The sequence below is a fragment of the Microbispora sp. H13382 genome, from assembly GCF_014161445.1.
GTDB lineage: Bacteria > Actinomycetota > Actinomycetes > Streptosporangiales > Streptosporangiaceae > Microbispora.
On record NZ_JABBXA010000001.1, the window covers coordinates 376,500 to 401,222 of the forward strand.

Annotated in this window: 24 protein-coding genes and 1 pseudogene; 13 read left to right on the forward strand and 12 right to left on the reverse strand. The window is 71.0% G+C overall.

Going from position 1 to position 24,723, the window contains the following annotated elements:
• Positions 1–20: 20 nt before the first annotated feature.
• Positions 21–248: a hypothetical protein gene (locus tag HHX41_RS01625; protein ID WP_182904518.1), complete on the reverse strand. Its 228-nt coding sequence runs from the start codon at positions 246–248 to the stop codon at positions 21–23.
• Between HHX41_RS01625 and HHX41_RS01630 the strand changes: the two genes are divergently transcribed.
• The 3 genes from HHX41_RS01630 to HHX41_RS01640 all read left to right on the forward strand — a co-directional run bounded on the left by HHX41_RS01630 (position 234) and on the right by HHX41_RS01640 (position 1,764).
• Positions 234–1,088: a replication initiator gene (locus HHX41_RS01630; RefSeq protein ID WP_396793964.1), complete on the forward strand. Its 855-nt coding sequence runs from the start codon at positions 234–236 to the stop codon at positions 1,086–1,088. The two genes, HHX41_RS01625 and HHX41_RS01630, sit on opposite strands and share 15 nt — an antisense overlap.
• 24 nt (positions 1,089–1,112) lie before the next feature.
• The gene (locus HHX41_RS01635; RefSeq protein ID WP_182904520.1) at positions 1,113–1,451 is read left to right on the forward strand and encodes a hypothetical protein; all 339 of its coding nucleotides are present in this window, start codon (positions 1,113–1,115) and stop codon (positions 1,449–1,451) included.
• A gap of 82 nt (positions 1,452–1,533) precedes the next feature.
• Positions 1,534–1,764: a hypothetical protein gene (locus HHX41_RS01640; protein ID WP_182904521.1), complete on the forward strand. Its 231-nt coding sequence runs from the start codon at positions 1,534–1,536 to the stop codon at positions 1,762–1,764.
• A 351-nt stretch (positions 1,765–2,115) separates the two neighbouring features.
• Here the strand turns inward: HHX41_RS01640 and HHX41_RS42165 are convergent, their stop codons facing one another.
• The 4 genes from HHX41_RS42165 to HHX41_RS41560 form a co-directional block, all read right to left on the reverse strand.
• Positions 2,116–2,577, reverse strand: a complete 462-nt coding sequence (locus HHX41_RS42165; protein WP_396793966.1) for an SLATT domain-containing protein — start codon at positions 2,575–2,577, stop codon at positions 2,116–2,118.
• Between the two features lie 153 nt (positions 2,578–2,730).
• Positions 2,731–2,913, reverse strand: a complete 183-nt coding sequence (locus HHX41_RS01650) for a hypothetical protein (RefSeq protein WP_182904523.1) — start codon at positions 2,911–2,913, stop codon at positions 2,731–2,733.
• A gap of 68 nt (positions 2,914–2,981) precedes the next feature.
• Complete coding sequence (locus HHX41_RS01655) at positions 2,982–4,277, reverse strand: sodium:solute symporter family protein (protein WP_310741716.1); 1,296 nt, start codon at positions 4,275–4,277, stop codon at positions 2,982–2,984.
• Between the two features lie 242 nt (positions 4,278–4,519).
• Positions 4,520–5,236, reverse strand: coding sequence for a hypothetical protein (locus HHX41_RS41560; protein WP_182904524.1), 717 nt, complete (start codon positions 5,234–5,236; stop codon positions 4,520–4,522).
• Between the two features lie 215 nt (positions 5,237–5,451).
• Here HHX41_RS41560 and HHX41_RS01665 point away from each other — a divergent pair, with 215 nt between their 5' ends.
• Both HHX41_RS01665 and HHX41_RS01670 read left to right on the forward strand, forming a co-directional pair.
• On the forward strand, positions 5,452–6,231 hold the full coding sequence (locus HHX41_RS01665; RefSeq protein WP_310741718.1) for a L,D-transpeptidase: 780 nt from the start codon (positions 5,452–5,454) through the stop codon (positions 6,229–6,231).
• Positions 6,232–6,406: 175 nt separating this feature from the next.
• The gene (locus tag HHX41_RS01670; RefSeq protein ID WP_169978969.1) at positions 6,407–6,604 is read left to right on the forward strand and encodes a DUF2795 domain-containing protein; all 198 of its coding nucleotides are present in this window, start codon (positions 6,407–6,409) and stop codon (positions 6,602–6,604) included.
• A gap of 115 nt (positions 6,605–6,719) precedes the next feature.
• Here the strand turns inward: HHX41_RS01670 and HHX41_RS01675 are convergent, their stop codons facing one another.
• Entirely contained in the window at positions 6,720–7,523 is an 804-nt protein-coding gene (locus tag HHX41_RS01675) for a patatin-like phospholipase family protein (RefSeq protein WP_182904525.1), read from the reverse strand.
• 202 nt (positions 7,524–7,725) lie between these two features.
• Here HHX41_RS01675 and HHX41_RS01680 point away from each other — a divergent pair, with 202 nt between their 5' ends.
• The 5 genes from HHX41_RS01680 to HHX41_RS01700 all read left to right on the forward strand — a co-directional run bounded on the left by HHX41_RS01680 (position 7,726) and on the right by HHX41_RS01700 (position 15,277).
• Positions 7,726–10,464, forward strand: a complete 2,739-nt coding sequence (locus HHX41_RS01680; protein ID WP_182904526.1) for a cellulose-binding domain-containing protein — start codon at positions 7,726–7,728, stop codon at positions 10,462–10,464.
• 131 nt (positions 10,465–10,595) lie between these two features.
• A complete protein-coding gene (locus HHX41_RS01685; protein WP_259400552.1) occupies positions 10,596–11,216 on the forward strand; it encodes a hypothetical protein in 621 nt (206 codons plus the stop codon).
• A 219-nt stretch (positions 11,217–11,435) separates the two neighbouring features.
• The gene (pta, locus tag HHX41_RS01690; protein ID WP_182904528.1) at positions 11,436–13,493 is read left to right on the forward strand and encodes a phosphate acetyltransferase; all 2,058 of its coding nucleotides are present in this window, start codon (positions 11,436–11,438) and stop codon (positions 13,491–13,493) included.
• Positions 13,494–13,612: 119 nt separating this feature from the next.
• A complete protein-coding gene (locus HHX41_RS01695; RefSeq protein WP_169978959.1) occupies positions 13,613–14,791 on the forward strand; it encodes an acetate/propionate family kinase in 1,179 nt (392 codons plus the stop codon).
• Between the two features lie 63 nt (positions 14,792–14,854).
• Positions 14,855–15,277 carry a TIGR02611 family protein gene (locus HHX41_RS01700; protein ID WP_310741719.1) on the forward strand — a complete coding sequence of 141 codons (423 nt, stop codon included), beginning with the start codon at positions 14,855–14,857 and terminating at the stop codon, positions 15,275–15,277.
• Between the two features lie 3 nt (positions 15,278–15,280).
• On the opposite strand, the gene HHX41_RS01705 is transcribed toward HHX41_RS01700, so the two are convergent.
• From HHX41_RS01705 to HHX41_RS01715, 3 genes are all read right to left on the reverse strand, one after another.
• Positions 15,281–16,453 (reverse strand): M20 family metallopeptidase, encoded by a 1,173-nt coding sequence (locus tag HHX41_RS01705; protein WP_169978955.1) that lies wholly within the window; start codon positions 16,451–16,453, stop codon positions 15,281–15,283.
• A gap of 28 nt (positions 16,454–16,481) precedes the next feature.
• Positions 16,482–16,802: a co-chaperone GroES gene (locus HHX41_RS01710; RefSeq protein ID WP_142556424.1), complete on the reverse strand. Its 321-nt coding sequence runs from the start codon at positions 16,800–16,802 to the stop codon at positions 16,482–16,484.
• Positions 16,803–16,863: 61 nt separating this feature from the next.
• Positions 16,864–17,460 (reverse strand): hypothetical protein, encoded by a 597-nt coding sequence (locus HHX41_RS01715; protein ID WP_182904530.1) that lies wholly within the window; start codon positions 17,458–17,460, stop codon positions 16,864–16,866.
• 344 nt (positions 17,461–17,804) lie between these two features.
• On the opposite strand from HHX41_RS01715, the gene HHX41_RS01720 reads away from it, so the two are divergent.
• Positions 17,805–18,353 carry a DUF1349 domain-containing protein gene (locus tag HHX41_RS01720; RefSeq protein WP_169978952.1) on the forward strand — a complete coding sequence of 183 codons (549 nt, stop codon included), beginning with the start codon at positions 17,805–17,807 and terminating at the stop codon, positions 18,351–18,353.
• A 253-nt stretch (positions 18,354–18,606) separates the two neighbouring features.
• Here the strand turns inward: HHX41_RS01720 and HHX41_RS01725 are convergent, their stop codons facing one another.
• Positions 18,607–19,002: a helix-turn-helix domain-containing protein gene (locus tag HHX41_RS01725; RefSeq protein WP_182904531.1), complete on the reverse strand. Its 396-nt coding sequence runs from the start codon at positions 19,000–19,002 to the stop codon at positions 18,607–18,609.
• Between the two features lie 97 nt (positions 19,003–19,099).
• On the opposite strand from HHX41_RS01725, the pseudogene HHX41_RS01730 reads away from it, so the two are divergent.
• Positions 19,100–19,750, forward strand: a pseudogene (locus HHX41_RS01730) (NADPH-dependent F420 reductase); the annotation flags it as partial.
• Here the strand turns inward: HHX41_RS01730 and HHX41_RS01735 are convergent.
• Positions 19,751–20,782, reverse strand: coding sequence for an endonuclease/exonuclease/phosphatase family protein (locus HHX41_RS01735; protein ID WP_182904533.1), 1,032 nt, complete (start codon positions 20,780–20,782; stop codon positions 19,751–19,753). It lies immediately after the preceding pseudogene.
• A gap of 96 nt (positions 20,783–20,878) precedes the next feature.
• Between HHX41_RS01735 and HHX41_RS01740 the strand changes: the two genes are divergently transcribed.
• On the forward strand, positions 20,879–22,129 hold the full coding sequence (locus tag HHX41_RS01740; RefSeq protein ID WP_182904534.1) for an ArgE/DapE family deacylase: 1,251 nt from the start codon (positions 20,879–20,881) through the stop codon (positions 22,127–22,129).
• Positions 22,130–22,136: 7 nt separating this feature from the next.
• Here HHX41_RS01740 and HHX41_RS01745 read toward each other — a convergent pair whose 3' ends face one another.
• Positions 22,137–24,524: a helicase-associated domain-containing protein gene (locus tag HHX41_RS01745; RefSeq protein ID WP_182904535.1), complete on the reverse strand. Its 2,388-nt coding sequence runs from the start codon at positions 24,522–24,524 to the stop codon at positions 22,137–22,139.
• Positions 24,525–24,723 lie beyond the last annotated feature (199 nt).

Sequence of the window (24,723 nt, forward strand, 5' to 3'; positions counted from 1 at the left end):
TGACCGCGGCGGGGAAAGGGTCATTCCTCTTCGTCGGAGGGGGCGGGGGCGTCGGTCGGGCGCAGGCGCTCCCAGAGCAGGAACGCGGCGCCGACGACGAGCATCGCGATGCCCGTCGAGAGGTTGATGCGGATGCCCTCCGCCTTCTGCACCTCCTGGGCGCTGTCGAACAGCCCGGTGACGGTGAGGATCACTCCGTACACCAGGAACAGACCACCGATCACGCGGCGGTCCTGTGGAACGCTCACGCGGGCGAGCTTTGGCGGCGCTTCACCCAGGCGCTACCGGCGACCTTCGCCCGGCACCTCGGCATCTCACGGGCTGAGCTGAGGCGGCGGCTTCGGCTGTCGTACGCCAAGGTGGCGGAGTACCAGGCGCGGGGCCTGGTCCACTTCCACGCGGTGATCCGCCTCGACGGACCGGACGGGCCTTCGGCTCCACCTCCGGACTGGGCGACCGTTCCGGTACTCGCGGCGGCCGTACGGGAAGCGGCGGCGGGGGTGGTCGTTCCCGTTCCGAAGGAGGAACCGTCGTTCGTCGTCGGCCGGTGGGGCACGCAACTCGACGTGGAACCCATCTACGTCGCGACCTCGCTTGAGGGGATCGCCGATCAGCGGGTGGCGGCCTACATCGCCAAGTACGCCACCAAGGGGGCCGAGTCAGCCGGGACCGTGGATCGGCCCATTCGGCAGATGAGCGACGTTGCCTATCTCGACGTGACCGAGCGTGCCCGCCGCATGATCTACACGTGCTTCGTCCTGGGGGATCGTCCGGAGTATCGGCTGGTCCCACTGCGGCAGTGGGCACACATGCTCGGCTACCGGGGCCACTTCTCGACCAAGAGCCGCCACTACTCCACCACCCTGGGGGCGCTGCGCCAGGTGCGGGCCGATCATCAGGCCGAGCGGGCTCGGGAACGGCGGGGCCTGCCTGATCCTGGCGAGGGGGAGACGGTCACGGTCGGGCAGTGGCGCTTTGCGGGGAGCGGCTACCAGAACGGCGAGCATCTTTGGGCCGAGCTGATCCGGCAACGCATCGCCACTGCGCGCCGGATCGCTCGTGAGCGGGAGCGGCAGGAATCCGCCTGACGCAGCGAGACAGATGGGAGAGTCATGCGTCAGATCACGATCAGCGCCGGAAGCGTCAACCAGCAGGCGGGCATCCTGGCCGCCCTCGGCGACCTGCTCCGGTCCCAAGGGGTCCGCGTCCGGTTCATCAGCCACATCACCCTGCGGATGACCGGGTTTCCCGTGCAGAAGGCGGGCTCGGAGCTGGACGTCTACGGCTTCGGCGGGCAGGTCGCCACGGTCACCATCGATCAGGAGAACAAGCCGCGCCGTTTCCTGATCAAGCTGCCGAAGTCCGGGACCGTCGTTCCGTTGCCCTCGGTCGACCAACCGCAGTCCGCCGTCCGGTGGATCGTCGGCTGGGCCAACGGTGGGGCACGGTGAGGCGGCGATTCTGATGGCGGCCTCCGCCCTGGACCCGGACGAATGCCTGAGTCCGCACTGGGAGATACGCCAAAAGGATCACGTGAAACTCGTCTGGCATAAGCCGTTCGAGGGGGTCGGGCGCGTGCGGGCGCTCGCCTGGACCTGCGACTGCCGGGCCGTCGTCTACGAACTGCTCCAGTCCGGCGGGCAGGCGTTCATCCGCAAGACCACCCAGGCCGAACCGACGCCAGAGGTCGAGGAATCACACCGCTGGCCCATCGAGGAGGCTCGCAGGGTCTGGCATGCCCTGCTGCTCGGCGAGATGCGATAGACGGTCCAGCGCTCACGCGGCCCCGCTCACTCGGCGGGGCCGCACCTGTGTCTATGACCCGCGCCATTTCTCCCCCCGCCCCCGATAGCTGCCGACATCAGTGGCCCGACCGAGGTGTCAATGCCGTCTTCGCGAGTCCGTCCACCAACGACGTACACCGCAGCCTCGCACCCAACCCGCACAGACGGCGTTGACGCCGACCAAGGGCCACGAACAATCGAGCAGCGGGGGCAGGGAAGCAAGCTAGTGAGGCAGCGGGCTGTAGGGCATCATCCAGGCGATCAACGAAAACAGTGTCTACACTCTCCGCCAGGGGCTTCAGCCCGTATGGCCCGCCCGTCGATCATTAGTCTAGGGCTGAGCCGACCTTAGTTGACGCCACTTTTCGTGGGCCTCGGAAAGAATTGCTTGATACTCATCAGCATACGCGTGGACTCGTTCTAGCTCTAGAGATTCCCCGTAGACTGCTTTATCATAACTTATTTTGTATTCAAGTGCTTTCAACTTGTTCAGTGCATCATTAGCAAAGATCCATGAATCTTTGTAGCCATACCATCCGGTCCACGCGCTTCCTATGGTCGTAAGGCCGGCAGCCGCCAGAGAAGGTATTGCAATCCACGGCGTGTCGAATATTTGGTTAACTGCGACAAGAAATGTGGTTAGCGCCCCAAGGGCTGTGGTAGTTATCGCCTGCCTGCGTGACCCACCGCGAAAAAAGTTTCGCGAGTCTCGGAAATCCTTGATTCGATTGTTTAACTTACTCTCTACAAATTCAAGTGCTTGACTTGATCCCATGGGTGCGCCTCCGCACATCACACGAGAGAGGATTGGGGCATTGCCGTGAATACAAGCGATCGAGGCATCATAGTATGCCTGTTCATGAGAAAAGTCAGCCGAATGGCCACGTTTCCGCCCTATAGCGGTCCTCGCTGCCTAGCTAGCGAGAGATCTAGCACGGCGAAGCTATCAGTGCGCGGGCGGCGCGGGCCGGGACCGGCCGGAGAGCCGCACGCCCGGCCCGCTGGCCGCCCAGCGCGCTGCGAGCCGCCGCAGGCGGGTCGCCTTGACCTTGTAGTGAAAGTCCTCGCCGAATCGGCTCTTGGCGGCCTGGACGATCAGATGCCCGACGTCCATTGCGGTGTGCCTCACCGGGTGATTGCCCTGATAGATGCCCGTTCTCGGCTGGTCGGCCTTGAGCGCTGGCGCTCCTGGCAAGCTCACGCGAAAGAAGAGTTGCGTGGAGCGATGTTCTTAAGGTAGTTCATGATGTTGCTGAACCCGGCCGCGATGAACGCCGCGCCGATCCCCCCGATGACGCCGCCGATGGTCGCGATCCGGCCGAGCCGCACGTACCACTCGTCCGGGTGGTCGCCGTTGATGTGCGACTTCCAGATGTCGTAGGTGAAGACCGTGTTGAAACCGCTGATGTTGGCGGCCATGCCGGCCATGAACGAGGCGAGCAGGCCGGTCACCGCGATGCCGAGCACGCCGTACGGCAGGAACTCGTCCATCAGCAGCGGGATCGCCTCGTTGTACGTCGGCCCGCCGTCCTTGCCGAGGTCGCCGAACAGCACCAGCGCGACGAGGCCGGGGATCACGGTCACGATCGGGATCACGAGCTTCGGGTAGGCCGCGACGATGGGGGTCAGCCGGGCGGCGTTGGTGTTGCGGGCCGACAGCGCGCGCTGGACCTCGGCGAAGTTCGTGGTCCAGTAGCCGAAGGACAGCACGAAGCCGAGTCCGAGGACCAGGCCGATCCAGTTGGCCTGGAGCGGGTTGTCGGTGCCGGCGGTGTGCGCCCAGGTGTGCAGGCCCCCCTCGCCGAGCACGCTCTGCTTGACCTTCTCCCCGAGCCCGGAGAACCCGCCGACGCGGGTCAGGCCGATGATTACGATCGGCACGAGCCCGGCGACGATCACGAAGAACTGCATGACCTCGTTGTAGATCGCCGAGGACAGGCCGCCAAGCGTGATGTACGCGAGCACGATCGCGGCCGACACGAGGATGGACAGCCACAGCGGCCAGCCGAGCAGCGCGTCCATGACGAGCGCCAGCGCGTACAGGTTGATCCCGGAGATGAGGATCTGCGCGAGGGCGAACGTCGAGGCGTTGAACAGCTGGGTCGCGCCGTTGAACCGGCGGCGCATGAACTCCGGGACGCTGTGCACCTTCGACCGGTAGTAGAAGGGCATCATCACGATGCCGAGGAACACCATGGCGGGGACCGCGCCGAGCCAGTAGTAGTGCACGGTCATCACGCCGTACTGCGCGCCGTTGGCGGCCATGCCGAGGATCTCGGTGGCGCCGAGGTTGGCGGACATGAAGGCCAGGCCGGTGATCCAGGCGGGGAGTGCGCGGCCCGAGAGGAAGAAGTCCAGACTCGTCCGTACGGCCCGCTTGGCGGCGAAGCCGATTCCCAGCACCACGAGGAAGTACAGGGCGAGGATCACGTAGTCCAGGACGTTGACGTCGAGCCGCAGATCCTGTGCGGCCAGCAATTGGGCATCAGGCACGCAACGCCAGCTACCCGTACGTCTCGTCCTTTCACAAACGCGACCCCCGTATATGCAGTCGTCACAAAATTCCAGGTGAGGGCTTCGTAGAGGCCGCTGTGTGAGGCGCGCGGCGAAGTCCGGAGGTCCCACGCCGGGATCCGCTCGGCCGCGACCCCCTCCCGCCGCTCGGCAGGTCCTGCGCAGACGACTGAGGGCCCGGATCAATCCGATCCGGGCCCTCAGTCGTTCGGTGTCGCGGGTCAGCCGGTGACCGGGATGTTGGTCTTCACCGGCGTCGGAGTGGGCGCGGGCTTGGGCTTGGGCTCGCCCTGCGTCTGCGTGACGTCCTCGTCCCACTCGATCCACACGTCGATCGGCGGGTTGCCCGGCGTCGGCTTCGAGGTGGGCGTCCGCGTGGGAGTGGGCGTCCGCGTGGGAGTGGGCGTCGCAGTCGGAGTCGGACTGACCGTCGGCGTCTGGGACGTGGTGGGGCTCTGGGACGCGGTGGGGCTCTGGGAGGGCGTCTGCGACGGTGAGGGCGTCTGGGAGGACGTCACCGTCGGGGTGGGCGTGGGGCTGGGCGTGGACTCACACTCGACCCAGAACACCTTCTGCTTGGGCGCGCCCTTCTTCCCCGCGAAGGTCCAGAACAGCTTGTAGTGCCCGTTCGGCAGGGTCATGTCGACCGTACGGCCATGCCCGCCCTGGTCGAGCACGAGGGTCCCGCTCTTCACCGTGGTCTTGTCGCCCGTGGGGGGCCAGGACTTGATCTCCCAGCTCACCTGCTCGACCGCGTCGAAGTTGAACCCGACCAGATAGAACACGCAGACGTGCGGCTCGTCGCGCTGGTCGTCCTCTGGCGTCGTCCACTTGTGGATCTTGACGTCGCCGTTGTCGCCGGGCGCCGTCTTCTGGACCGCTCCCGCCGAGGCCGTATTGGAGATGGCGAGCGCCCCGAGGGCCGCCACTGCGAGCATCAATGCCGCTGTGATCCAGCGACGGGCTGAAGAGAGTCTGGGGGCTGTCACGAACGCACCTCTAGATGTATGAGAGCTTGAGCCTCTCTGGGCTCATCTATGTAAAAATGTCACACCCGCTGGCCAAGAGTATTCAAACGGTCCAAAAAGACATGGATCGAGGCCAGGTGGTTACGTGCTCGTGTCGTAGTGGTCGTATATCTCAGGAGCCGATCGTGCCGCTCGATGTCCCCCGCCGACTCATCGGCGCCGCGCTCGTCGCCATGAGCTTCGTCGCCGCGACCCCCACCGGTGCCGCCGCGTCGCCCGCCGCGCTCGCAGCCGGCGCGTCGGTGACGGCGACGGCGCTCCCCGCGGCCACCACGTTCACGGAGTTGAGCGGTCTCCCACAGGACACCGACATGTACGGCAAGCTGAGCGGCATCGTGGTCCACCCCGCGCGCACCGTGGCCGTCTTCGCCCAGCCCGGCGGAAAGCCCGCGGCCACCCTCCCGGCGAAACAGCTCGGCAGTCCCACCTGGGTGCCGGTGGTGGAGACACGCAAGGGCTGGTACCGCGTGCTCCTGCCCAGCAAGCCCAACCACGTGACCGGCTGGATCAAGGCCAAGGGCCTGAAAAAGGCGCGCAGCCGCTACCGCGCCATCGTGACGCTGGGCACCAGGCGCCTGACCGTGATGAACGCGAGCAAGAAGCTCGGCACCTGGACGGTGGCCGTAGGCGGCCCCGAGACGCCCACCCCGGTGGGCAGGACCTTCATGCTGGCCTTGATGTCGCCGAAGAAGAAGACCTACAGCCCGCTGATCCTGCCGCTCGGCACGCACTCGGCGACGCTCGACACTTTCGGCGGCGGTCCCGGCACGGTCGCCTTCCACGGATGGCCGGACCGGAAGGTGTTCGGCAAGGCGGTCACCCACGGCTGCGTCAGGGTGCCTGCTCGCGCGCTCAAGGTGCTGGCAGGGCTGCCCCTGGGGACTCCGGTTCTGATCGCCCCCTGAGGAACCGCCCCCTGAGGATGAGGGCGTCCGACGGCGAGTGCCTGCTTCCAGGCGCTCCCGCGGCCCCAGTCGTATGCCGGAAGCGCGACTCGCTGCTTGGGATGGCGGACTCGCCGAGGAATAACCGGGTAGGCGAGGGAGAGCAGGAGAAACGCCGACGGAAGGGAGGAGCGTCATGGCCGACGCACCGAACCCGATCCAGCTGCAGAAGCACCTGAAGGGCGTCGACTACCCGGCCGGCAAGTCGGACCTGATCCGCACGGCCCGCGACCACGGCGCGGACGACAACGTCATCGACGCGCTGGAACGCATCCCGGACCGGCAGTACGACGGCCCCAACGCGGTCAGCAAGGCGGTTTCCGACGCCGGGTAGACCGGACCCCAACCTGGGGACGTGCTCCCGGAGCACATGATCCTGGCACATGACGCGACGTCGGGCGGCCGGCGCGAGGAGTTCCCGCGCCGGCCGCCCGCTGATGTCCGCGTGGTCAGGACCAGACGGTGGCGACCGGCTCGGCGAGGGTGGCGGCCTGGTCGAGCCCCGCCCTGAAGGCCGGTCCCCACAGGCCGGGGTCGAGGACGTTCTCGCCGAACACCGCGACCGAGGCCGTGTCGGGGTGGACGACGTACGAGGCGGCCGCGCCGGCCTTCGCCATCTCGGCGTCGAGGACGGCCCGGGGGGTCAGGTTGCCGAGCGGTTCGAGCACCACAAGGGCGCGGGCGCCGGCCGCGAGGTCGGCGTTGGTCGCCGAGCGGACCCCGCCGTCCACGTACCTGCGGCCGTTGATCTCCACGGGCGGGAAGACCATCGGCACGGCGCAGCTCGACGCGACGGCGAGCACCAGCGGCGCGCCCGAGGACCGGTCCCACACGACGAACTCGCCGGTGGTCGCGTCGACGCTCGTGATGAGCAGTTCGCGCTCGGGCCACTCCTTCACGGCGAGCCGCTCCGCCGCGTGGTCCACCTTCGCCGCCAGGGCCATCTGGCCGACCCTGCGCCGAGCCTCCCGCCGGTCGAGGTTCGGGTCGAACATGACGGCGAACGCCTGCATGACCTCGTTCATGTCGACGGCCGGGGGCGGGCCGGTGTCCACCTTCGCCTGGTGGGCGACGGCCTCCTCCAGGTCGGCGCCCGTGGCCACGAGCGTGCCGACGACCGAGCCTGCCGAGGTGCCGACGATCCGGTCCGCCGTCCCCAGGTCCACGCCGAGGCGGCGCAGGCCGGTGACGACCCCCGCCTCCCAGGCGATGCCGGCGACTCCTCCGCCGCCGAGCACGAGAGCTGTAGTCATGTCCAGAATTATGTTCCACGAATCGGGATGCTCCGCCCCGGATGAAACCGGTTGAGATTTGTCTGGACGCCAAACTATTGACGGCGCTTCCGCCGGTGTGTGAATCTTCCTTGCAGATTTTCCATGCACGTGGGAGAAGGACGGTCAGGGTCCCCGCCTGGTCGTGCATGGCCGGTTGTCCGTGCTCGGAGGGAAACCGTCCATGCGAAGATTCGCATCCATGCTCGTGGTCGCCGCCGTGGCCCTGGTCACGGCCGTGATCAGAATGTCCCCGGTGTCGGCCGTCGCCGCCGACCCGTACACGTTCAAGAACGTGCAGATCGCCGGGGGCGGCTTCGTCCCCGGCATCGTGTTCAGCCAGGCCCAGAAGGACCTGATCTACGCCCGTACCGACATCGGCGGCGCGTACCGGTGGAACCAGTCGTCCCAGACCTGGACGCCGCTGCTCGACTGGGCCGGTTGGTCCAACTGGGGCTACAACGGCGTCGCCAGCATCGCCGCCGACCCGGTGGACGCCAACAAGGTGTACGCCGCCGTCGGCATGTACACCAACAGCTGGGACCCCAACAACGGCGCGATCCTGCGCTCGTCGAACAAGGGCGACACCTGGCAGGTGACCCCGCTGCCGTTCAAGCTGGGCGGCAACATGCCGGGCCGCGGCATGGGCGAGCGCCTCGCCGTGGACCCGAACAAGAACAGCGTCCTGTACTTCGGCGCGCCCAGCGGCAACGGCCTGTGGCGGAGCACCGACTCCGGCGCCACCTGGTCGAAGGTGACCAACTTCCCCAACGTCGGCAACTACGTCGCCAGCCCCGGGGACGCCTACAACGGTGACAACCAGGGCGTCGTCTGGGTGACCTTCGACAAGCGCACCGGCACGTCGGGCAACGCCACCCAGACCATCTACGTGGGCGTGGCCGACAAGAGCAACACCGTCTACCGCACCACCAACGGCGGCACCTCGTGGGAGCGGGTCGCCGGGCAGCCCACCGGCTACATCGCCCACAAGGGCGTGCTCGACACGGCCAACGGCTACCTCTACATCGCCACCAGCGACACCGGCGGCCCGTACGACGGCGGCAAGGGCGACGTGTGGCGCTACGCCACCGCCACCGGCACCTGGACCCAGATCAGCCCGATCCCGTCCAGCAGCGGCGACGACTACTTCGGCTACAGCGGCCTGACCATCGACCGGCAGAACCCGAAGACCGTCATGGTCGCCACCCAGGTCTCCTGGTGGCCCGACGCGATCTTCTTCAGGAGCACCGACAGCGGCGCGACCTGGACCCGCATCTGGGACTGGACGTCCTACCCGGACCGCAGCTTCCGCTACAAGATGGACATCTCCGCCGCGCCGTGGCTGACCTTCGGGACCAACCCCCAGCCGCCGGAGGTCACGCCCAAGCTGGGCTGGATGAACGAGTCGGTGGAGATCGACCCGTTCAACTCCGACCGGATGATGTACGGCACCGGCGCGACGATCTACGGCACCACCGACCTCACCAAGTGGGACTCGGGCGGCCAGTTCACGATCAAGCCGATGGTGAAGGGCCTGGAGGAGACCGCCGTCCTCGATCTGATCAGCCCGCCGAGCGGCGCCCCGCTGGTCAGCGCGCTCGGTGACATCGGCGGCTTCCGGCACACCAACCTCGACGCCGTGCCGTCCATGATGTTCACCCAGCCTGTCTTCACCTCCACGACCTCGCTCGACTACGCCGAGACCAACCCGAGCGTGATGGTGCGGGCCGGCAACTTCACCGACTCCGACCGGCCGAACGACAGCCACGTGGCGTTCTCGACCGACGGCGGGGCCAACTGGTTCCAGGGCAGCGAACCGGGCGGGATCAACAGCGGCGGCACGGTCGCCGCGGCGGCCGACGGCAGCCGTTTCGTGTGGGCGCCGGGCGACCCCGGCATCCAGGTCGTCTACTCCGTCGGCTACGGCAACAGCTGGACCGCCTCCAGCGGCGTTCCGGCCGGCGCGATCGTCGAGTCCGACCGGGTGAACGCGCAGAAGTTCTACGCCTTCTCCGGCGGCAAGTTCTACGTGAGCACCAACGGCGGCGCGAGCTTCAGCGCCACCGCCGCGACCGGGCTGCCGACGACCGGTGTGCACTTCAAGGCGCTGCCCGGCAAGGAGGGCGAAGTCTGGCTGGCCGGCGAGGGCGGCCTGTGGCACTCCACCAACTCGGGCGCCTCGTTCACCAAGCTGTCGAACGTCAGCAGCTCGATCAACATCGGTTTCGGCAAGGCGGCGCCCGGCAAGACGTACCAGGCCCTCTACCTCATGGGCACCGTGGACGGCGTGCAGGGCCTGTTCCGGTCCGACGACACCGGCGCGAGCTGGGTGCGCATCAACGACGACCAGCACCAGTACGGCAACGCGGGCGAGGCCCTGACCGGCGACCCGCGGATCTACGGCCGGGTCTACCTCGGCACCAACGGCCGGGGCATCATCTACGGCGACCGCAACGGCGGAACCTCGCCGTCCCCCTCGCCGTCGGCGTCCCCGTCCACGTCGCCTTCGGCCAGCCCGTCCGCGTCCCCGTCGGCTTCTCCGTCGGCGTCGCCGTCCGCCTCGCCCTCGGCCAGCCCGTCCGCCTCGCCTTCGGCGAGCCCGTCGGGTGGCGGCGGCAAGGCGTGCTCGGCGACCTACAAGGTGGCCAACCAGTGGCCGGGCGGCTTCCAGGGCGAGGTCACGGTGAAGAACACCGGCAGCGTCCCGATCAGCGGCTGGAGCGTCAAGTGGGCCTTCGCCAACGGCCAGTCGATCAGCCAGCTCTGGAACGGCACGGTCAGCCAGTCCGGGGCGAACGTCACGGTGACGAACGTGAGCTACAACGGCTCGGTCGGCTCCGGGGCGTCCACCACGTTCGGGTTCCAGGCGAGCTGGAACGGCACCAATGCCGTCCCGTCGCCGGTGACCTGCACCGCCTCGTGAGATAGCACGACAACGACCGTACGGATGTGCCGCGCGGGCGGCACATCCGTACGGCCCGTCCCACTGCCACGCCACGGCACTCAGGGAAAATCGCGTGCGCCCTGAGCGCGGCCGGGTGTTGCATGAGTCGGATGATCGACGAACCGCTGGAACGACTGCGCGCCGCCGCCCGGCGCACGCGTGAACTCGCCCTCAACCGGGCGGGCACCGGCCTGGGCCACGAGGACGCCGACGACGACGTCGGCACGATCGGCACGGACGGCGCCCTCGGTTTCGATCCGTTTCCTCTGCTCGAAGCCCTCCACCGCCATGGCGTCCGAGCCGCGGTGATCGGGCAGGTCGCCGGCATCATGCACGGATCCACCGAACTCACCGGCGATCTGGATCTGCTCTGGGATGGCGCACCGGCCCACGCCCCGGCCCTGGCGGCCGCCTTCATGTCCGTCGACGCCCAGCTCGCCGACGAAACGGGCACCCCCATGGCGACTCATCCGGATGCCTTGCTCCGCCCCAAGGTGCAGTTCACCGCACCCGGAGTCGGCGGCGACTGCTGCACTCCCGCGCTTGCCTGGGGCGATCTCCGAGTCCGGGAGATCCTCGACAGGGCGATCACCGCGGCCGGTCCGGGCGGCCTGGAGGTTCACTACGTCTCCCGGGAAGACCTCATCCGGATGCGTCGCGCCATAGGCCGCCCCAAGGACCTCCGGCGAGCGGACGAACTCGACTCGTTGGCCTCGGACCGCCGGAGTTGACGGCCCGCCTCACCTCCAAGGCGCTTGCCCGGCAGGCGGGGGACCGCGGGGTTCTCACCGCGGGATCGCGGCGGACTTCCCGCCGGGCCTGTGAGAGCACACGACTGGAGGGAAAAGGCCCTACGGACGGGACGTTCGACTGGTATCTCCGCGGGGTCCTTCGCGTAGCCTTTTCCGGGGCGGGCCGTCGGGCCGCGCCTGGACAGGGGTGACTGCGCGATGGCGATCGGAGTTTACGTCGCGGCCGGCGACGCGAGGAGCAACAAGGGCACGATCGCCCTGGGCATGATCGAGCTGCTGACCCGCCAGGTGGGCACGGTGGGCGTGTTCCGGCCGGTCGTCCGGGCCGGCCGCGAGGACAGCCTCGTCAACGCCGCGCGCAGCCGTTTCGCGATCGGCCTGCCCTACGGGATGTGCACGGGCGTCACCTACGAGGAGGTGCACGCCGACGAGGAGCGTGCGGCCGGGGAGATCCTGGCCCGCTACCGGGCGCTCGCCGGGCGGTGCGACGCGGTCGTGGTGATCGGCACCGACTACACCGACGTGGGCGCGCCGACCGAGTTCGTGTTCAACGCCGAGCTCGCCGCCAATCTGGGCACGCCGGTGATGAACGTGGTGACCGGGCTCGACCGCACCTCCGACGAGATCGCCGCGGCGGTCGAGATGTCGCGCAAGGAGCTGGCCGAGCGGCACGCCACCGAGCTGGCCACGGTCGTCACGCGGGTCGCTCCCGACCTGGTCGACGAGGTCGCGACCCGCGTCCCCGCGTACGTCCTGCCGGAGGTGCGGCGGCTGTCCGCGCCGACGGTCAGCGACCTGATGGCCGCCTGCGACGGCGAGCTGTTCATGGGCGACGCCGACCAGCTCGGCCGGGAGACGGGCGGGCTGATGATCGGCGCGATGTCGCTGCCGAACATCCTGGAGCGCCTCACCGAGGGCCTGGCGGTCGTCGTCCCCGCCGACCGGGCCGCGGCGCTGGTGCCGGGGCTGCTGGCCGCGCACAAGGCCCCCACGTTCCCGGCCCTGTCGGCGATCATCCTCAACGGCGGGCTGGAACTGCCCGACGCGGTCGTCCGCCTGCTGAAGGGCATGGACATCCGGCTGCCGATCGTCACGACCGGCGGCGGCACGTTCGAGACCGCGACCAAGCTGTCGAGGGCCGAGGGCCGGTTCAGCCCGGATGCCAAGGGCAAGATCGACACCGCGCTCGGGGTCTTCGCCGAGCACGTCGACGCCGGGGCGCTGCTGCGCAGCCTGCGGGTCACCAAGGCCGCCGCGATCACGCCGCTCATGTTCGAGTACGACCTGCTGGACCGCGCCCGCGCCGACCGCAGGCACATCGTGCTGCCGGAGGGCGCCGAGCCGCGGATCCTGCGCGCGGCCGACAGCCTGCTGCGCCGGGGCGTCGCCGAGCTGACCCTGCTGGGCGACGAGCGGGAGATCCGGCTGGCGGCGGCCACGATGGGCCTGGCCGTCGACGGCGCCCGCGTGGTCAGCCCGTTCGACCCGGAGCTGCGCGAGCTGTTCGCCGAGGAGTACGCCCGGTTGCGCGCGCACAAGGGCGTGACCGCCGGGCAGGCCCGCGACATCGTCACCGACGTCTCCTACTTCGGCACGATGATGGTCCATCTCGGGCTGGCGGACGGCATGGTCTCCGGCGCGGCCCACACCACCGCCCACACGATCAGGCCGTCGTTCGAGGTCATCAAGACCTCGCCGGGCGTCGGCGTCGTGTCCAGCGTCTTCTTCATGTGCCTGGCCGACCGCGTCCTCGTCTACGGCGACTGCGCCGTCGTGCCCGACCCCACGGCCAGCCAGCTCGCCGACATCGCGATCTCGTCGGCCGCCACGGCCGCCAGGTTCGGGGTCGAGCCGCGCGTGGCCATGCTGTCGTACTCGACCGGCGAGTCCGGCGCGGGGCCCGAGGTGGACAAGGTGCGCGAGGCCACCGCGCGGGTCCGCGAGCTGCGGCCGGACCTGCCGGTCGAGGGCCCCATCCAGTACGACGCGGCGGCCGAGCCGAGCGTGGCGCGGACCAAGATGCCCGGCAGCGCGGTGGCCGGGCGGGCCACGGTGTTCGTGGTGCCCGACCTCAACACGGGCAACAACCTCTACAAGGCTGTGCAGCGCAGCGCGGGCGCGGTCGCGATCGGGCCGGTCCTGCAGGGCCTGCGCAAGCCGGTCAACGACCTGTCCCGCGGCGCGACCGTGGGCGACATCGTCAACACCGTCGCGATCACGGCCATCCAGGCGCAGGCGCACGGGGAGACACAGTGAGCGCTGATCGCGCAGGCGCGATGAAGAGCACAGTGAGCGCGCAGGCGCGGGAGGAGACAGGGTGAGCGCGCAGGCGCGGGAGGAGACAGGGTGAGCGCGCAGGCGCGGGAGGAGACGCAGTGAGCGGGCAGGTCCTCGTCCTGAACACGGGGTCGTCGTCCATCAAGTACCGCCTCATCGACATGGGGACGCGCCGGGCGGTGGCCGGCGGGCTGATCGAGCGCATCGGCGAGGACGAGAGCGTGCTCACCCATGACGGCGTACGGAGTGAGCGCCGGGTGGCCGACCACGAGGAGGGGCTGAAGGCGGTGCTGGCGGCCTTCGCCGAGCACGGGCCGCCGCTGGACGGCGTGACCGCTGTGGGCCACCGGGTCGTCCACGGCGGCAGCCGGTTCGTGACGCCCGTGCTGATCGACGACGCGGTCGAGCGGGCCATCGAGGAGATGGCGCCCCTGGCGCCGCTGCACAACCCGGCCAACCTGGAGGGCATCCGGGTGGCCCGGCGGGCCTTCCCCGCCCTGCCGCACGTCGCCGTCTTCGACACCGCCTTCCACGGCACGATCCCGCCGCACGCGCACACCTACGCCGTCCCCCGCGAGTGGACCCGCAAGCTCGGTGTGCGCCGCTACGGCTTCCACGGCACCTCCACGGCGTACGTCTCCCGCCGGGCGGCCGCTCTGCTGGGCCGGCCGTACGACGAGGTGAACTCGATCGTGCTGCACCTCGGCAACGGCGCGAGCGCGACGGCGGTGCGGGCCGGGCGCAGCGTGGACACCTCGATGGGCATCACACCGCTCGCCGGGCTGGTGATGGGCACCCGTTCCGGGGACGTCGACCCGGCTCTGGGCGCCTACCTCGGCCGGGTCGCGGGCATGGACCTCGCCGGCGTCGACGCCGCGCTGAACAAGGAGAGCGGCCTGCTCGGCATGTGCGGGGCCAACGACATGCGCGAGGTCTGGCGGCTGGCCGACGCGGGGGACGAGGACGCCCGGCTCGCCCTCGACGTGTACGGCTATCGCGTGCGCACCTACATCGGCGCCTACTACGCGGCGCTCGGCCACGTGGACGCCCTCGTCTTCACCGGCGGCGTGGGGCAGAACAGTCCTCGTGTCCGCGCGCTGGCGGCGACCGGGCTCGCCCGGCTCGGCATCGAGATCGACCCGGGGCGCAACGACGCCGAGTCGGCGCAGGCCCGGGTGATCTCCCCGGAGGGCGCCGAGGTGACGGTGCTGGTGGTGCCCACCGACGAGGAACTGGAGATCGCCGAGCAGACGGCCGCCTGCCTCGGCGACGCGTGAACGCTCCGATCGTCGCCGCGGTCCGCCGCTGGCTATTGTGGGCAGCGAATGGGGGTGAGCCGTGTGGCGACGGCTGAGGACAGTCGTACGGGCGATGAACGGGAGGCTTCCGATCCGCCGGGCCCGCTCGACCGGATCCGCGCGACTCCGGCGGGCCGGCTGACGCTGCGGATCGTCATCGGGGTGATCGGCGCCGCCCTCGTCGTCACCGGCCTGATCATGGTGCCCTTCCCGGGGCCGGGCTGGCTGGTGGTCTTCGCCGGGCTCGCCGTGCTGGCCACGGAGTTCGCCTGGGCGTCCCGGCTCCTGGAGTTCGCCAAGGACAGGGTCAGGGGGGCGACGGACTGGCTCAAGCGGCAGAACTGGTTCGTCCGCATCGTCGCGAGCGCGCTCACCCTGCTCTGCGCCGGGGCCATCGTCTGGGTGTCGGTCCGGCTGACCCTCGGCGTCGACCTGATCCAGGAGGCCCGCGACCTGCTGGGCTGACCGTCAGACGCGGGCCAGCCTGCGGATGGCCAGCTCGCTCAGCAGCGCCGCGCCGTCGGACAGGATGGCGTCGTCGAACTCCGCCTCCGCCGAGTGGTTGGCCGGGGCCGTGGCGAGATCCCGGCCGGGCGGGCAGGCGCCGACCACGAGGAAGGCCCCCGGCACCTGCTCCAGCACGTACGAGAAGTCCTCCGAGCCGGTCGCCGGGGTGGGCAGCGGGAAGTAGCGGTCCTCGCCGAGGGCCTCGCGCACGGTCCGGGCGGCGAACTCCGCCTCGGCGTCGTCATTGACCGTCACGGGATAGCCGATGCCGAAGGAGCAGTCGACGGACAGGCCGTGCGCCTCGCCGATGCCCTGGGCGAGCCGGACCAGGCCCTCCCTGACGCGGTCGCGGGATCCGGCCGAGAACGTGCGGACGGTGGCCGCGAACGTGGCCTCGTCGGGGATCACGTTGTCGGTGGTGCCGGCGTGGAAGCTGCCCACGGTGACCACGACCGGGTCGAACACGTCGTACCCGCGGGTGACGTGGGTCTGCAGGGCCGTCACGATCTCGCAGGCCGCGGGGATCGGGTCGAGCGCGCGGTGCGGGGAGGACCCGTGGCCGCCTCTGCCGCGCACGGTCACGGTCAGCGTGTCGGCCGCGGCCAGCACGGGCCCGCCCTTGGTCAGGAACAGCCCGCGCGGGATCGTCGTGGAGAAGACGTGCATCCCGTAGGCGGCGACGGGCCTGGCCCCCGCCGCGTCGAGCACGCCTTCCTCGATCATCAGGCGGGCGCCCTCCTGGCCCTCCTCGCCGGGCTGGAACATCAGCACCACGTCACCGGCGAGGTCGGCGCGCCGCTCGCTGAGCAGACGGGCGGCTCCCACCAGCATGGCGGTGTGCAGGTCGTGGCCGCAGGCGTGCATGCGGCCGTCGAAGCGCGACCGGTAGGGCAGGCCGGTCTTCTCCTGCACGGGCAGCGCGTCCATGTCGGCGCGCAGCAGCACGGCGGGACCGGGGCGGCCGCCGCGCAGAACGGCCGTCACCGACGACAGGCGCTCACCGGTGGCGATCTCCAGGGGCAGGCCGTCGAGCGCCGCGAGCACCTTCTCCTGCGTGCGGGGCAGGTCGAGACCGATCTCGGGCTCCCGGTGCAGCGCGCGGCGCAGCTCGACGAGGTCGTCCTGGAGGGTCATGGTCCACCTTCGCCGCGAGGTCGGGAGGTCAGAGGTAGAGGCCGGTGCCGTGGTCGGTCTGCTGCGTCGCCACCGCGTGGAGGTCGCGCTCGCGCAGCACGAGGTAGAGCTGGCCCTGGACCTCCACCTCGTACTGGTCCTCGGGGTTGAACAGGACCTTGTCGCCGGTCTTGACCGACCTGACGTTGGCGCCGGCGCCGCTGACCTCGCCCCAGACGAGCCGGTTGGCCATCTTGACCGTGGCCGGGATGACGATGCCCGCGCTGCTGCGCCGTTCCTCAAGCTCCCGCTCGACCTTGACCATCACGCGGTCATGGAGCATCTGGATCTCGAACTTCGGGTCAGCCACGCTCGAAGTGTACGCGGAGCGGCCCCGGGCACCGTCATCGGAGTTCACCGGCGGCGGCGTCTCACCGGCGGCCCATGGCCAGGTCGTAGCCCGTCCCGGAGCGGCGGTAGACGCCGCCCTTGCCCCACTCCAGCACCTGGAACCGTACGTGGACGGTGTTGGAGGCGACGCCCGTCAGGTCGGCCATCATCTTCTCGGACAGGTCGACGATCGCCGGGATGTCGTGCTGGGCCACGGCCCACTCGGCCGGGCCGAAGTCCTCGACGACGCCGACCGCGCTCTTCCCCTTGTAGGTGATCCGCACCTTGGTGCCGAGGGGCCAGTAGGGGCTGGCGAGCGTCCTGTACCGCATCGGCTTGCCGGACGCGGTCTGGGCGTCCCAGAAGGACGTGGCGGTGGAGACGCCGGAGGGCAGGGAGGCGGCCTTCTTCATGTCCTTGTACGCCGTGCGGAGGGCCGCGTTGAACGCCTCGACCAGGGACGGCAGGTCCAGGGAGGCGGCCTCGGCCGGGGCCGGGCGGTCGGCGGCCGCCGGGGAGAGCGGCGCGGAGGAGGGAGCCTGCGGGATCACCGAGGCCTGCGCGGCGGTGGCCGCGCCCGCGACGAGCGTGGTCGCGGTCATCGCCATGGTGATCGCCTGACGGGCTCGCTTCTGCATGAGCTTCCTTTCGTCTCGCTCGCGAAGGGCGGCCCTCGGGGAAGGGCCTGGCGTCGTCGAGGAGTCCCGGCTCGGCGGGCTCCGTGCGCACCCGGGCATGGGCGGAGCGGCCCTCGAAAAGGGAAGGCTCCGGATGCGGGCCACGCGGTCCCCTGGGGCAGGGGATGCGACGCTTGTGCGAGTTATGGGATTTATGGGGCAAAAGGTGATGTGAGGCACGAGTATAGGGAAAGAGGGAGTAAAGCGGACAAATCGATCTAAAGAAAGAGTAGATCGTCCTTGACGAAGCGCTGTGGAAACCGCTCTCATGGCAAGATCGGTCAAAGCGAGGGCAAGGGGGCGGCATGGCGTTCGAGGGCTTCACGTGGATCAACGAGCCCGCCGAGTGGTCCCGGACCGAAGAGGGACTGCGTGCCGTCGCCGGCGCCCAGACCGACCTGTGGCAGACGACGCACTACGGCTACTCGTACGACACGGCGCACATGTTCGGCCGCCAGGTCGCCGGGGACGCCCGGCTGACCGTGACGTTCGAGGCCGGCTACGCCGAGCAGTACGACCAGGCCGGAGCAGTGCTGCGGATCGACGAGGAGAACTGGATCAAGGCGGGGGTCGAGTTCGTCGACGGCGGCCACCAGCTCAGCGTCGTCGTCACCCGCGGCTTCTCCGACTGGTCCGTCACCCCCGCGCCCGCCGGCCTCGTCTCCGCGACGTTCGACTTCGAACGGGCCGGCGACGCCGTGACCGTCCGGTACGGCGTGAACGGCGCGGAGCCGGAGCACATGCTGCGCCTGGCCTATTTCCCGCCGCAGGCGCCGGCCCTCGCGGGCGTCATGTGCGCCGCACCGGTGGGCAAGGGCTTCGAGACCCGCTTCACCCGCGTGTCGCTGGCGTAGCACCGGGCCGCCGGCCACCACTGCCGCGAGCGGCCATGGTGCGCCGCGCGGCGGGACGTCACCTGCGCACGGTCCGGTACAGGGCCGCGATCAGGAGCACGGCCCCGATAGTTCCGATGACCAGGTCCGCCCAGCCCGGGACGCCGGCCGCGCGGTGGGGCATCGTGCCGCCGTGCCCGCCTGCGAGACGCTGGCGCGCCGGGCCGACGCCTTGCTCAAGTGACCACCCGACCAAACCGGCGGCTTCGAGGGATCAAGCGCCGGTGCGGCGCCGCTCCCGCCCGCGTGCCGCGAACCGGTCCTGGGCGTCGAGCACGGCGTCCCCGTAGGACGCGGCCCACATGCCCATCGCGCGCATGGGGGCGAGCAGCGCGGTGCCTGCCTCCGTCAGCGCGTAGTCGACGCGCGGCGGCGCCTCGGCGTACGCCCGGCGTTCGACCAGGCCGTTGTACTCCAGGCGCCGCAGCGCCTCGTTGAGGACCTTGGGGCCGATCCCGCCGATCCTGGCCAGCAGCCGCCGAGGCCGCAGCGGACCGGCCTCGCCGAGCGTGTAGACCACGACGCTGTCCCAGCGGTTCGCGAGCACCTCGAACGCCAGGCGCGCCCGGCAGTCGGAGGTGTACGCCGTCTCGTCGGGGAGCGTGTCCATGGCCTCATCCTGCCGCTTCCGAAGGACACCGAGTGGTGTGTGTCGGTTCGCCTAGCGTCGCGGACCGGCACCTGGTTCACCTCGGAAACGGAGACCCTTCATGCGTATCGGCATCCTCGGCACCGGCGCGATGGCCACGGCACTGGGCGGCGCGTGGGCACGTGCGGGGCACGACGTGCTCGTGGGCGGACGCGACCGCGCCGCCGCGGCCCGGGCCGCGGCGCGCATCGGCGCCGCCAAGGACGGAACGCTCGCGGACGCGGCGGCATACGGCGACCTCGTCCTCACGGCGGTGCCCGCGGACGTCGCGCCCGAGGTGACGGGGGAGCTCGCCGCCGTCCTCGCCGGACGGACCGTCGTCGACTGCACCAATCCCCTCGCGCCCGATCCCGGCGGGCCGACACTGACGACGGGCGGCACCACCTCGGTCGCCCGGCTGATGGCGGACGCCGCGCCCGGCGCCCATGTGGTCAAGGCGTTCAACCTGTGCCACGAGAGCATCTGGACGCTGCCGCGGCCGGTGTTCGGCGGAGCTCCGCTGGCCGTGCCGTTCTGCGGCGACGACGAGGGGAGCCTCGACCGGACCGCCGCGCTGATCACGTCGATGGGATGCGCGCCGATGCCCTGCGGGGGGCTGTCCCGAGCGGTCCACCTCGAGGCGACCGCGGCGTTCGCGATCGGCGTGTGGTGGTCCGGAGCTGAGCCGCGGTTCGCCTTCCCGGCGCAGGAACGGGCGCCGCGATCCTGATCAGGTGCCCGTCGCGGGCAGGACCAGCTCGGCGAAGATCGCCCGGTGGTCGGTCACCGGCAGCCCGTGGACGCCGAAAGCCCGCACGGCGACGCGCGGGTCCACCAGGACGTGGTCGATCGTGACGGGCGGCACGGGCAGGCCCCGGAAATCCGACGACCTCCGGTACGGCCAGGTGCCGGCCAGGCCGTTGCCGGTCGCGTCGGCCGCGTCCCGATAGCCCGCGTCGAGCAGGCGCCGGACCCTGGCGTGGTCGAGCGTCGCGTTGAAGTCCCCGGACAGGATCCGTACGGGCCCGCCGGGATCGGGCAGCGCGGCGAGCGACCTCGACCAGCACCTGAACCGGAACGCGTAGCGGGGCGCGCACGGGTGCACGGACACGACGGCGACGGGCCCGGCGCCGGGCACCTCGACGATGCCCGCCGCCTGCCGGCGGCCGTCGAAGGCCGAGAGATCCTCCGGCCGGAGGGGGAACCGCGTGAAGAGCCCGGAGCCGCCCGAGCCCTCCTGGGCCCGGTCGTCCGCGTACGGCAGGAGCGTGGTCAGGCCCGCCGCACGCAGGCCCGCCGAGGCCTGGGGGGTCAGCTCCTGCAGTGTCAGGACGTCGGGGCGCAGCCGCCGCACCAGATCCACCAGCGCGGCGGGCGGGACGGAGCCGTAGAGCAGGTTGGCCGACAGGACCCGCAGGACGGGGCCGGTGGCGCCGGCCGCACGCACGCCCGCGGCGGCCGGGTCGTGCGGGAACGGGTCGGACAGCGCGCGGGGCAGCACGCAGGCCGCCAGCGTCGCGGTGACCGCCAGTCCCGCGACCAGCGCCGCCCGGCGCCGCACGAGCAGCGCGACCAGCGGTGCGACGACCGAGGCGAGGGCGACGTACGGCGTGAAGGCGACCAGTTGCACCCACCGGAAGTGGACGTCGCCGGGCACCAGCCGCAGCAGGGCCCACAGCGCGAACGGTGCGATCGCGAGCCACGCGAGCAGACCGCGCCATCTTCCCGGGCGACCCACCCAGCCGGCTGTCAGTCTCGCCATCCTCGGACTCCTTCGTGAAAGATCCACTGTACGACGCGTCTGCACGTGCATTCGGGGCTCCACGCCGGTCCGGGGAACTGTCGTACAGTCTGCGGCATGGATGTCGAAGCGAGAGTCCTGGACGCCGTCGACGAGGCGGAGACCGTGAACCTGCTGGCCGACCTGGTCCGGGTGCCGAGCGTCACCGGCACCGACGCCGAGTCGGACCTGCAGGACCGGTGCGCCCGCATGCTCACCGAATGGGACCTCGACGTCGACATGTGGAAGCTCGACCTCGACGACCTGCGCTCCCGCGAGGGGTTTCCCGGCATGGAGGCGGAGCGCGCCGAGGGATACGGCGTCGTCGGCGTCACCGAGGGCGAGGGCACGCCCGCACTGATCCTGCAGGGGCACGCCGACGTCGTGCCGATCGGCGATCCGGGCAAGTGGGAGGGGCAGGACCCGTTCGGCGCCCGCCTCACCGCGACCACCCTGCACGGCCGGGGCGCCTGCGACATGAAGGCCGGTCTCGCCGCCAACCTCGCCGTCGTGCGGGCGCTGCGCGTGGCCGGCGTACGGCTGGCGCGTCCCCTGGCGGTGCACTGCGTGGTCAGCGAGGAGGACGGCGGCCTCGGCGCGTTCGCCACCCTGGCCAGGGGCCACACGGGGGAGGCGGCCGTGATCACCGAGCCGACGAGCGGGAAGCTGATCACCGCCAACGCCGGCGCGCTGACCTTCCGCCTGGAGGTCGCCGGCCGGGCCGCGCACGGCGCCACCCGCTACGAGGGGGTCAACGCCGTCGAGGCGTTCGTGCCCGTGCTCCAGGCCGTCCGGCGGCTCGAACGCGAGCGCAACGCCGCCCCCGGCCCTCTCTTCGAGGGCAACCCGATGCCGTACCCGATCGAGATCGGCACCGTGCGCGCGGGCGACTGGGCGAGCACGGTGCCCGACCTGCTCGTGGCCGAGGGGCGGCTAGGCGTCCGGCTCGACGAGGACCCGGCCGACGCCCGCGCCGCGCTGGAGAACGCGCTCGCCGAACTACACGACCCCTGGCTGCGGGACAACCCCGTACGCGTCACCTGGCCGGGAGGGCAGTTCGCCAGCGGCCGCCTGCCCGAGGGGCACCCGCTGGCGGAGGAGGCGGCCCGGGCGGTGGCCGACGTGACCGGGACGCCGCCGGGCCGCACCGCGGCGCCGTACGGGAGCGACCTGCGCCTGTACGCGGCGGCGGGCGTGCCGACCCTGCACTACGGGCCGGGCGACGTCCGCTTCGCCCATGCCCCGCGGGAGCAGGTCGACCTGCGGGAGGTCCGCGACGTCACCCGCGCCCTGACCCTGCTCGTCCTGCGCCGCTGCGGCGTGCGATAGAGATGCGTCAGCAGTCGGCGGTGACCGCGGCGATCTCGTTCAGCGGGAACTCCAGGTAGTCGCCGGCTTCCTCGCACCACGCGTCGAGCACGCCGCTGCGCAGTTCGCCGTGGCTGACCGTGGCGGTGACCCCGTCGGCCAGTGTGATCATCGCGCGGACGTCGCGGTCCACCACGAAGCCCAGCAGCGACTGCTGTGCCGCGGGAAGCCTGGTCGCCATGCGCCCGATGACGGCCCACGTCTGGCGGGGCTGCGCCGCGGCGGCCACCGGCCCGCCGCTGACCAGCAGCCGCCGGGCGTGCTCGCGCGGGTCCGGCGGGGGCTCCAGCAGGGGGCCGGGGGGCTCGAGCTCGGCGACCCGCCCGCCGGGCAGGAGGATCAGCCGCCCGCCCTGCGGCTCGCGCCGGATGGTGATCTCCCCGGTGTCGTCCACCGGCACCGGCGCGTAGCCCGCCTCCCGGAGCGCGGCCAGCGTCGTCTCGGCGGGCGCCGCGCCGGCGAGCACGGTCGGCGCCAGCAGCCGCAGGCCCAGCTTGGCCAGTTTCCGGTGCGCGGCGATCTCGGCGAGCAGCGCGGTGTCCGAGCCCTGCACGATGCAGCCGACCGACGACACCGTGACCTCGCCGTGCCGCCGTGCCACGTCTTTGATCAGGTAGGTCAGTGGCTGGGGGAGCGTGCCGGCCTCCGACAGGTCGGCGATGAGCGTGTCGGCCGTGTCCCCGCCGTCAAGGGCCCGCCGTACGCTCGCGGGGCTGAACCGCCACACCGAGGCCGTGCCCTGCGACTCGCGGTCGGCGGCGCGGTCCAGGAGCGCGGCGAGCTCGACCGACGGCGGGCCGGTCACCACCGCGGTGAGGTCGGCGCCGAACAGAGCCGTGCGCCGCGCGCTCGCCATGGCGTGTGTGGCGGCCTTCGCCAGCGCGGGGTCGTGCTCGACCTCGGGCACGCACTCGCGGCTCTCGTCCCCGGCCACGCCGGCCAGCGGGGCGAGCGCCCGGCCGAGGCCGGTGAGCGCGTCGCAGGCCACGAGCCCGAGCAGGCGCGCCTCCTCCAGCACGGCCGCCGCGCAGCCGTCCAGCAGTTCCCGGTCGAGCAGCGGGGCGCGCCAGTGCACCCGCTGCACCAGCTCGCGCAGCGTCGCGAAGCTCCTGTCTCCGGGGATCTCGGCGAGCGCCGCGAACAGCGCCCACCGGATCCTGGCGATCGTCTCGCCGGCCGGGTCGTCGCCGAGCGCGGCCGGGTGGCGGCCCTCCACCCGGCGCAGGGACGAGCGCTCCATGCGCCACCAGGCGGCGAGCAGGACGCGCAGCCGAACGGGCGCCTCCTCCAGCCGCCAGGCGTCGTACCGGCGGGCCGGGGTCAGCCCGCCCGCCTCCTCGTCGATCGCGATCAGCCGGGCGACCGCGCAGATCTCCAGCAGCAGCCGGGTCTCGTCCTCCATGCAGCCGGTCTCCCTGGCCAGCCGCTTGATCTCCCGCACCCCGACCCCGCCGTTCTTGAGCAGCGGCAGCGGCGTCTTGTCGACGTTCTCCAGCAGCGCCGTGGCCCGGTCGAGCACGTGCGGCGCGGCCAGGCACATCGCGTGCTCGGCGGCGTCGGGGTCCCCCGCCGTCGTGGCCAGGTCCGGCGGGTAGGGCGTGAACGGCCCGCGGTAGTCGGGGCCGCGCAGCGCCAGCGCGACCTCGCGGGGCATCTCGGCCAGGTCCCACTGGGCGCGGAAGAGCAGGCCGCGGTCGAGGGCCCACTTCTCCGGCGTCCCCGGGGTGATGAACCGGTTGCCGTTCACGCTGCGGACCGGCCCGTCCCACGCGAAGTCGTCGAGCATGCCGAGCGTGCCGTCGGGGGCGTCGTCGAGAAGCGTCCCCAGACGCTCGCAGTCGCCGAGCAGCGCGGTGATCCGGGCGACCACCTGCCGCCTGCCGCCGTGGGAAGGCAGGTCGAGCGCGTGGCACATCCGGCGCAGCGCGTCGGTGCTGAGCTTCCAGGAGTCGAGGTACGCGCCGAGCGGCTCGCCCAGGCCGCAGGGCGCGGTCCACCAGCGGGCGACGGCCTCGGCCACCGTGATCCTGCCGTCGCGGCCGGGCCAGGCGACGGCGTGCTCGTAGAGGTGGTCGAGCCAGGGGATCACCGCGGAGGTGCTCACTCCGAGGAAGCGGGCCAGCTCGTCCTCCGTCGGACGGCCACCGATGACCAGGCACGCCTGAAGGAGCTCCAACGGGGGGAGGGGGAGGCCGCGCATGACCTCCATGACGGCGAAGGTGTCGGTCAGCCGCTGCGCGAGGGCGTCCAGGCGCCGGGGCCACGGCGCGGCGATCGCGTCCGGCCGGTTGGCCAGCACACGGGCCAGCCTGTCTTCGTCAAGACCGGTCAGCCAGCCGATTAGGTGATCGTCCATCGTAGGTCTCTCGGGAGTCCAAGGAAGCCACCGTAGTGCAGATCGGGGTCTCGGCGGAGTCCGTGGGCGGCCGAAGAGCGCAAAGTCACGGATCCCGAGATCACGATATTTCTCCGCCGATCGATGGGGAACGAGCACACCGCCGGGCCGTCACGGCCCGATCTCAGCACATCATCGCCTGTCCCGCCCGGATTCGGGG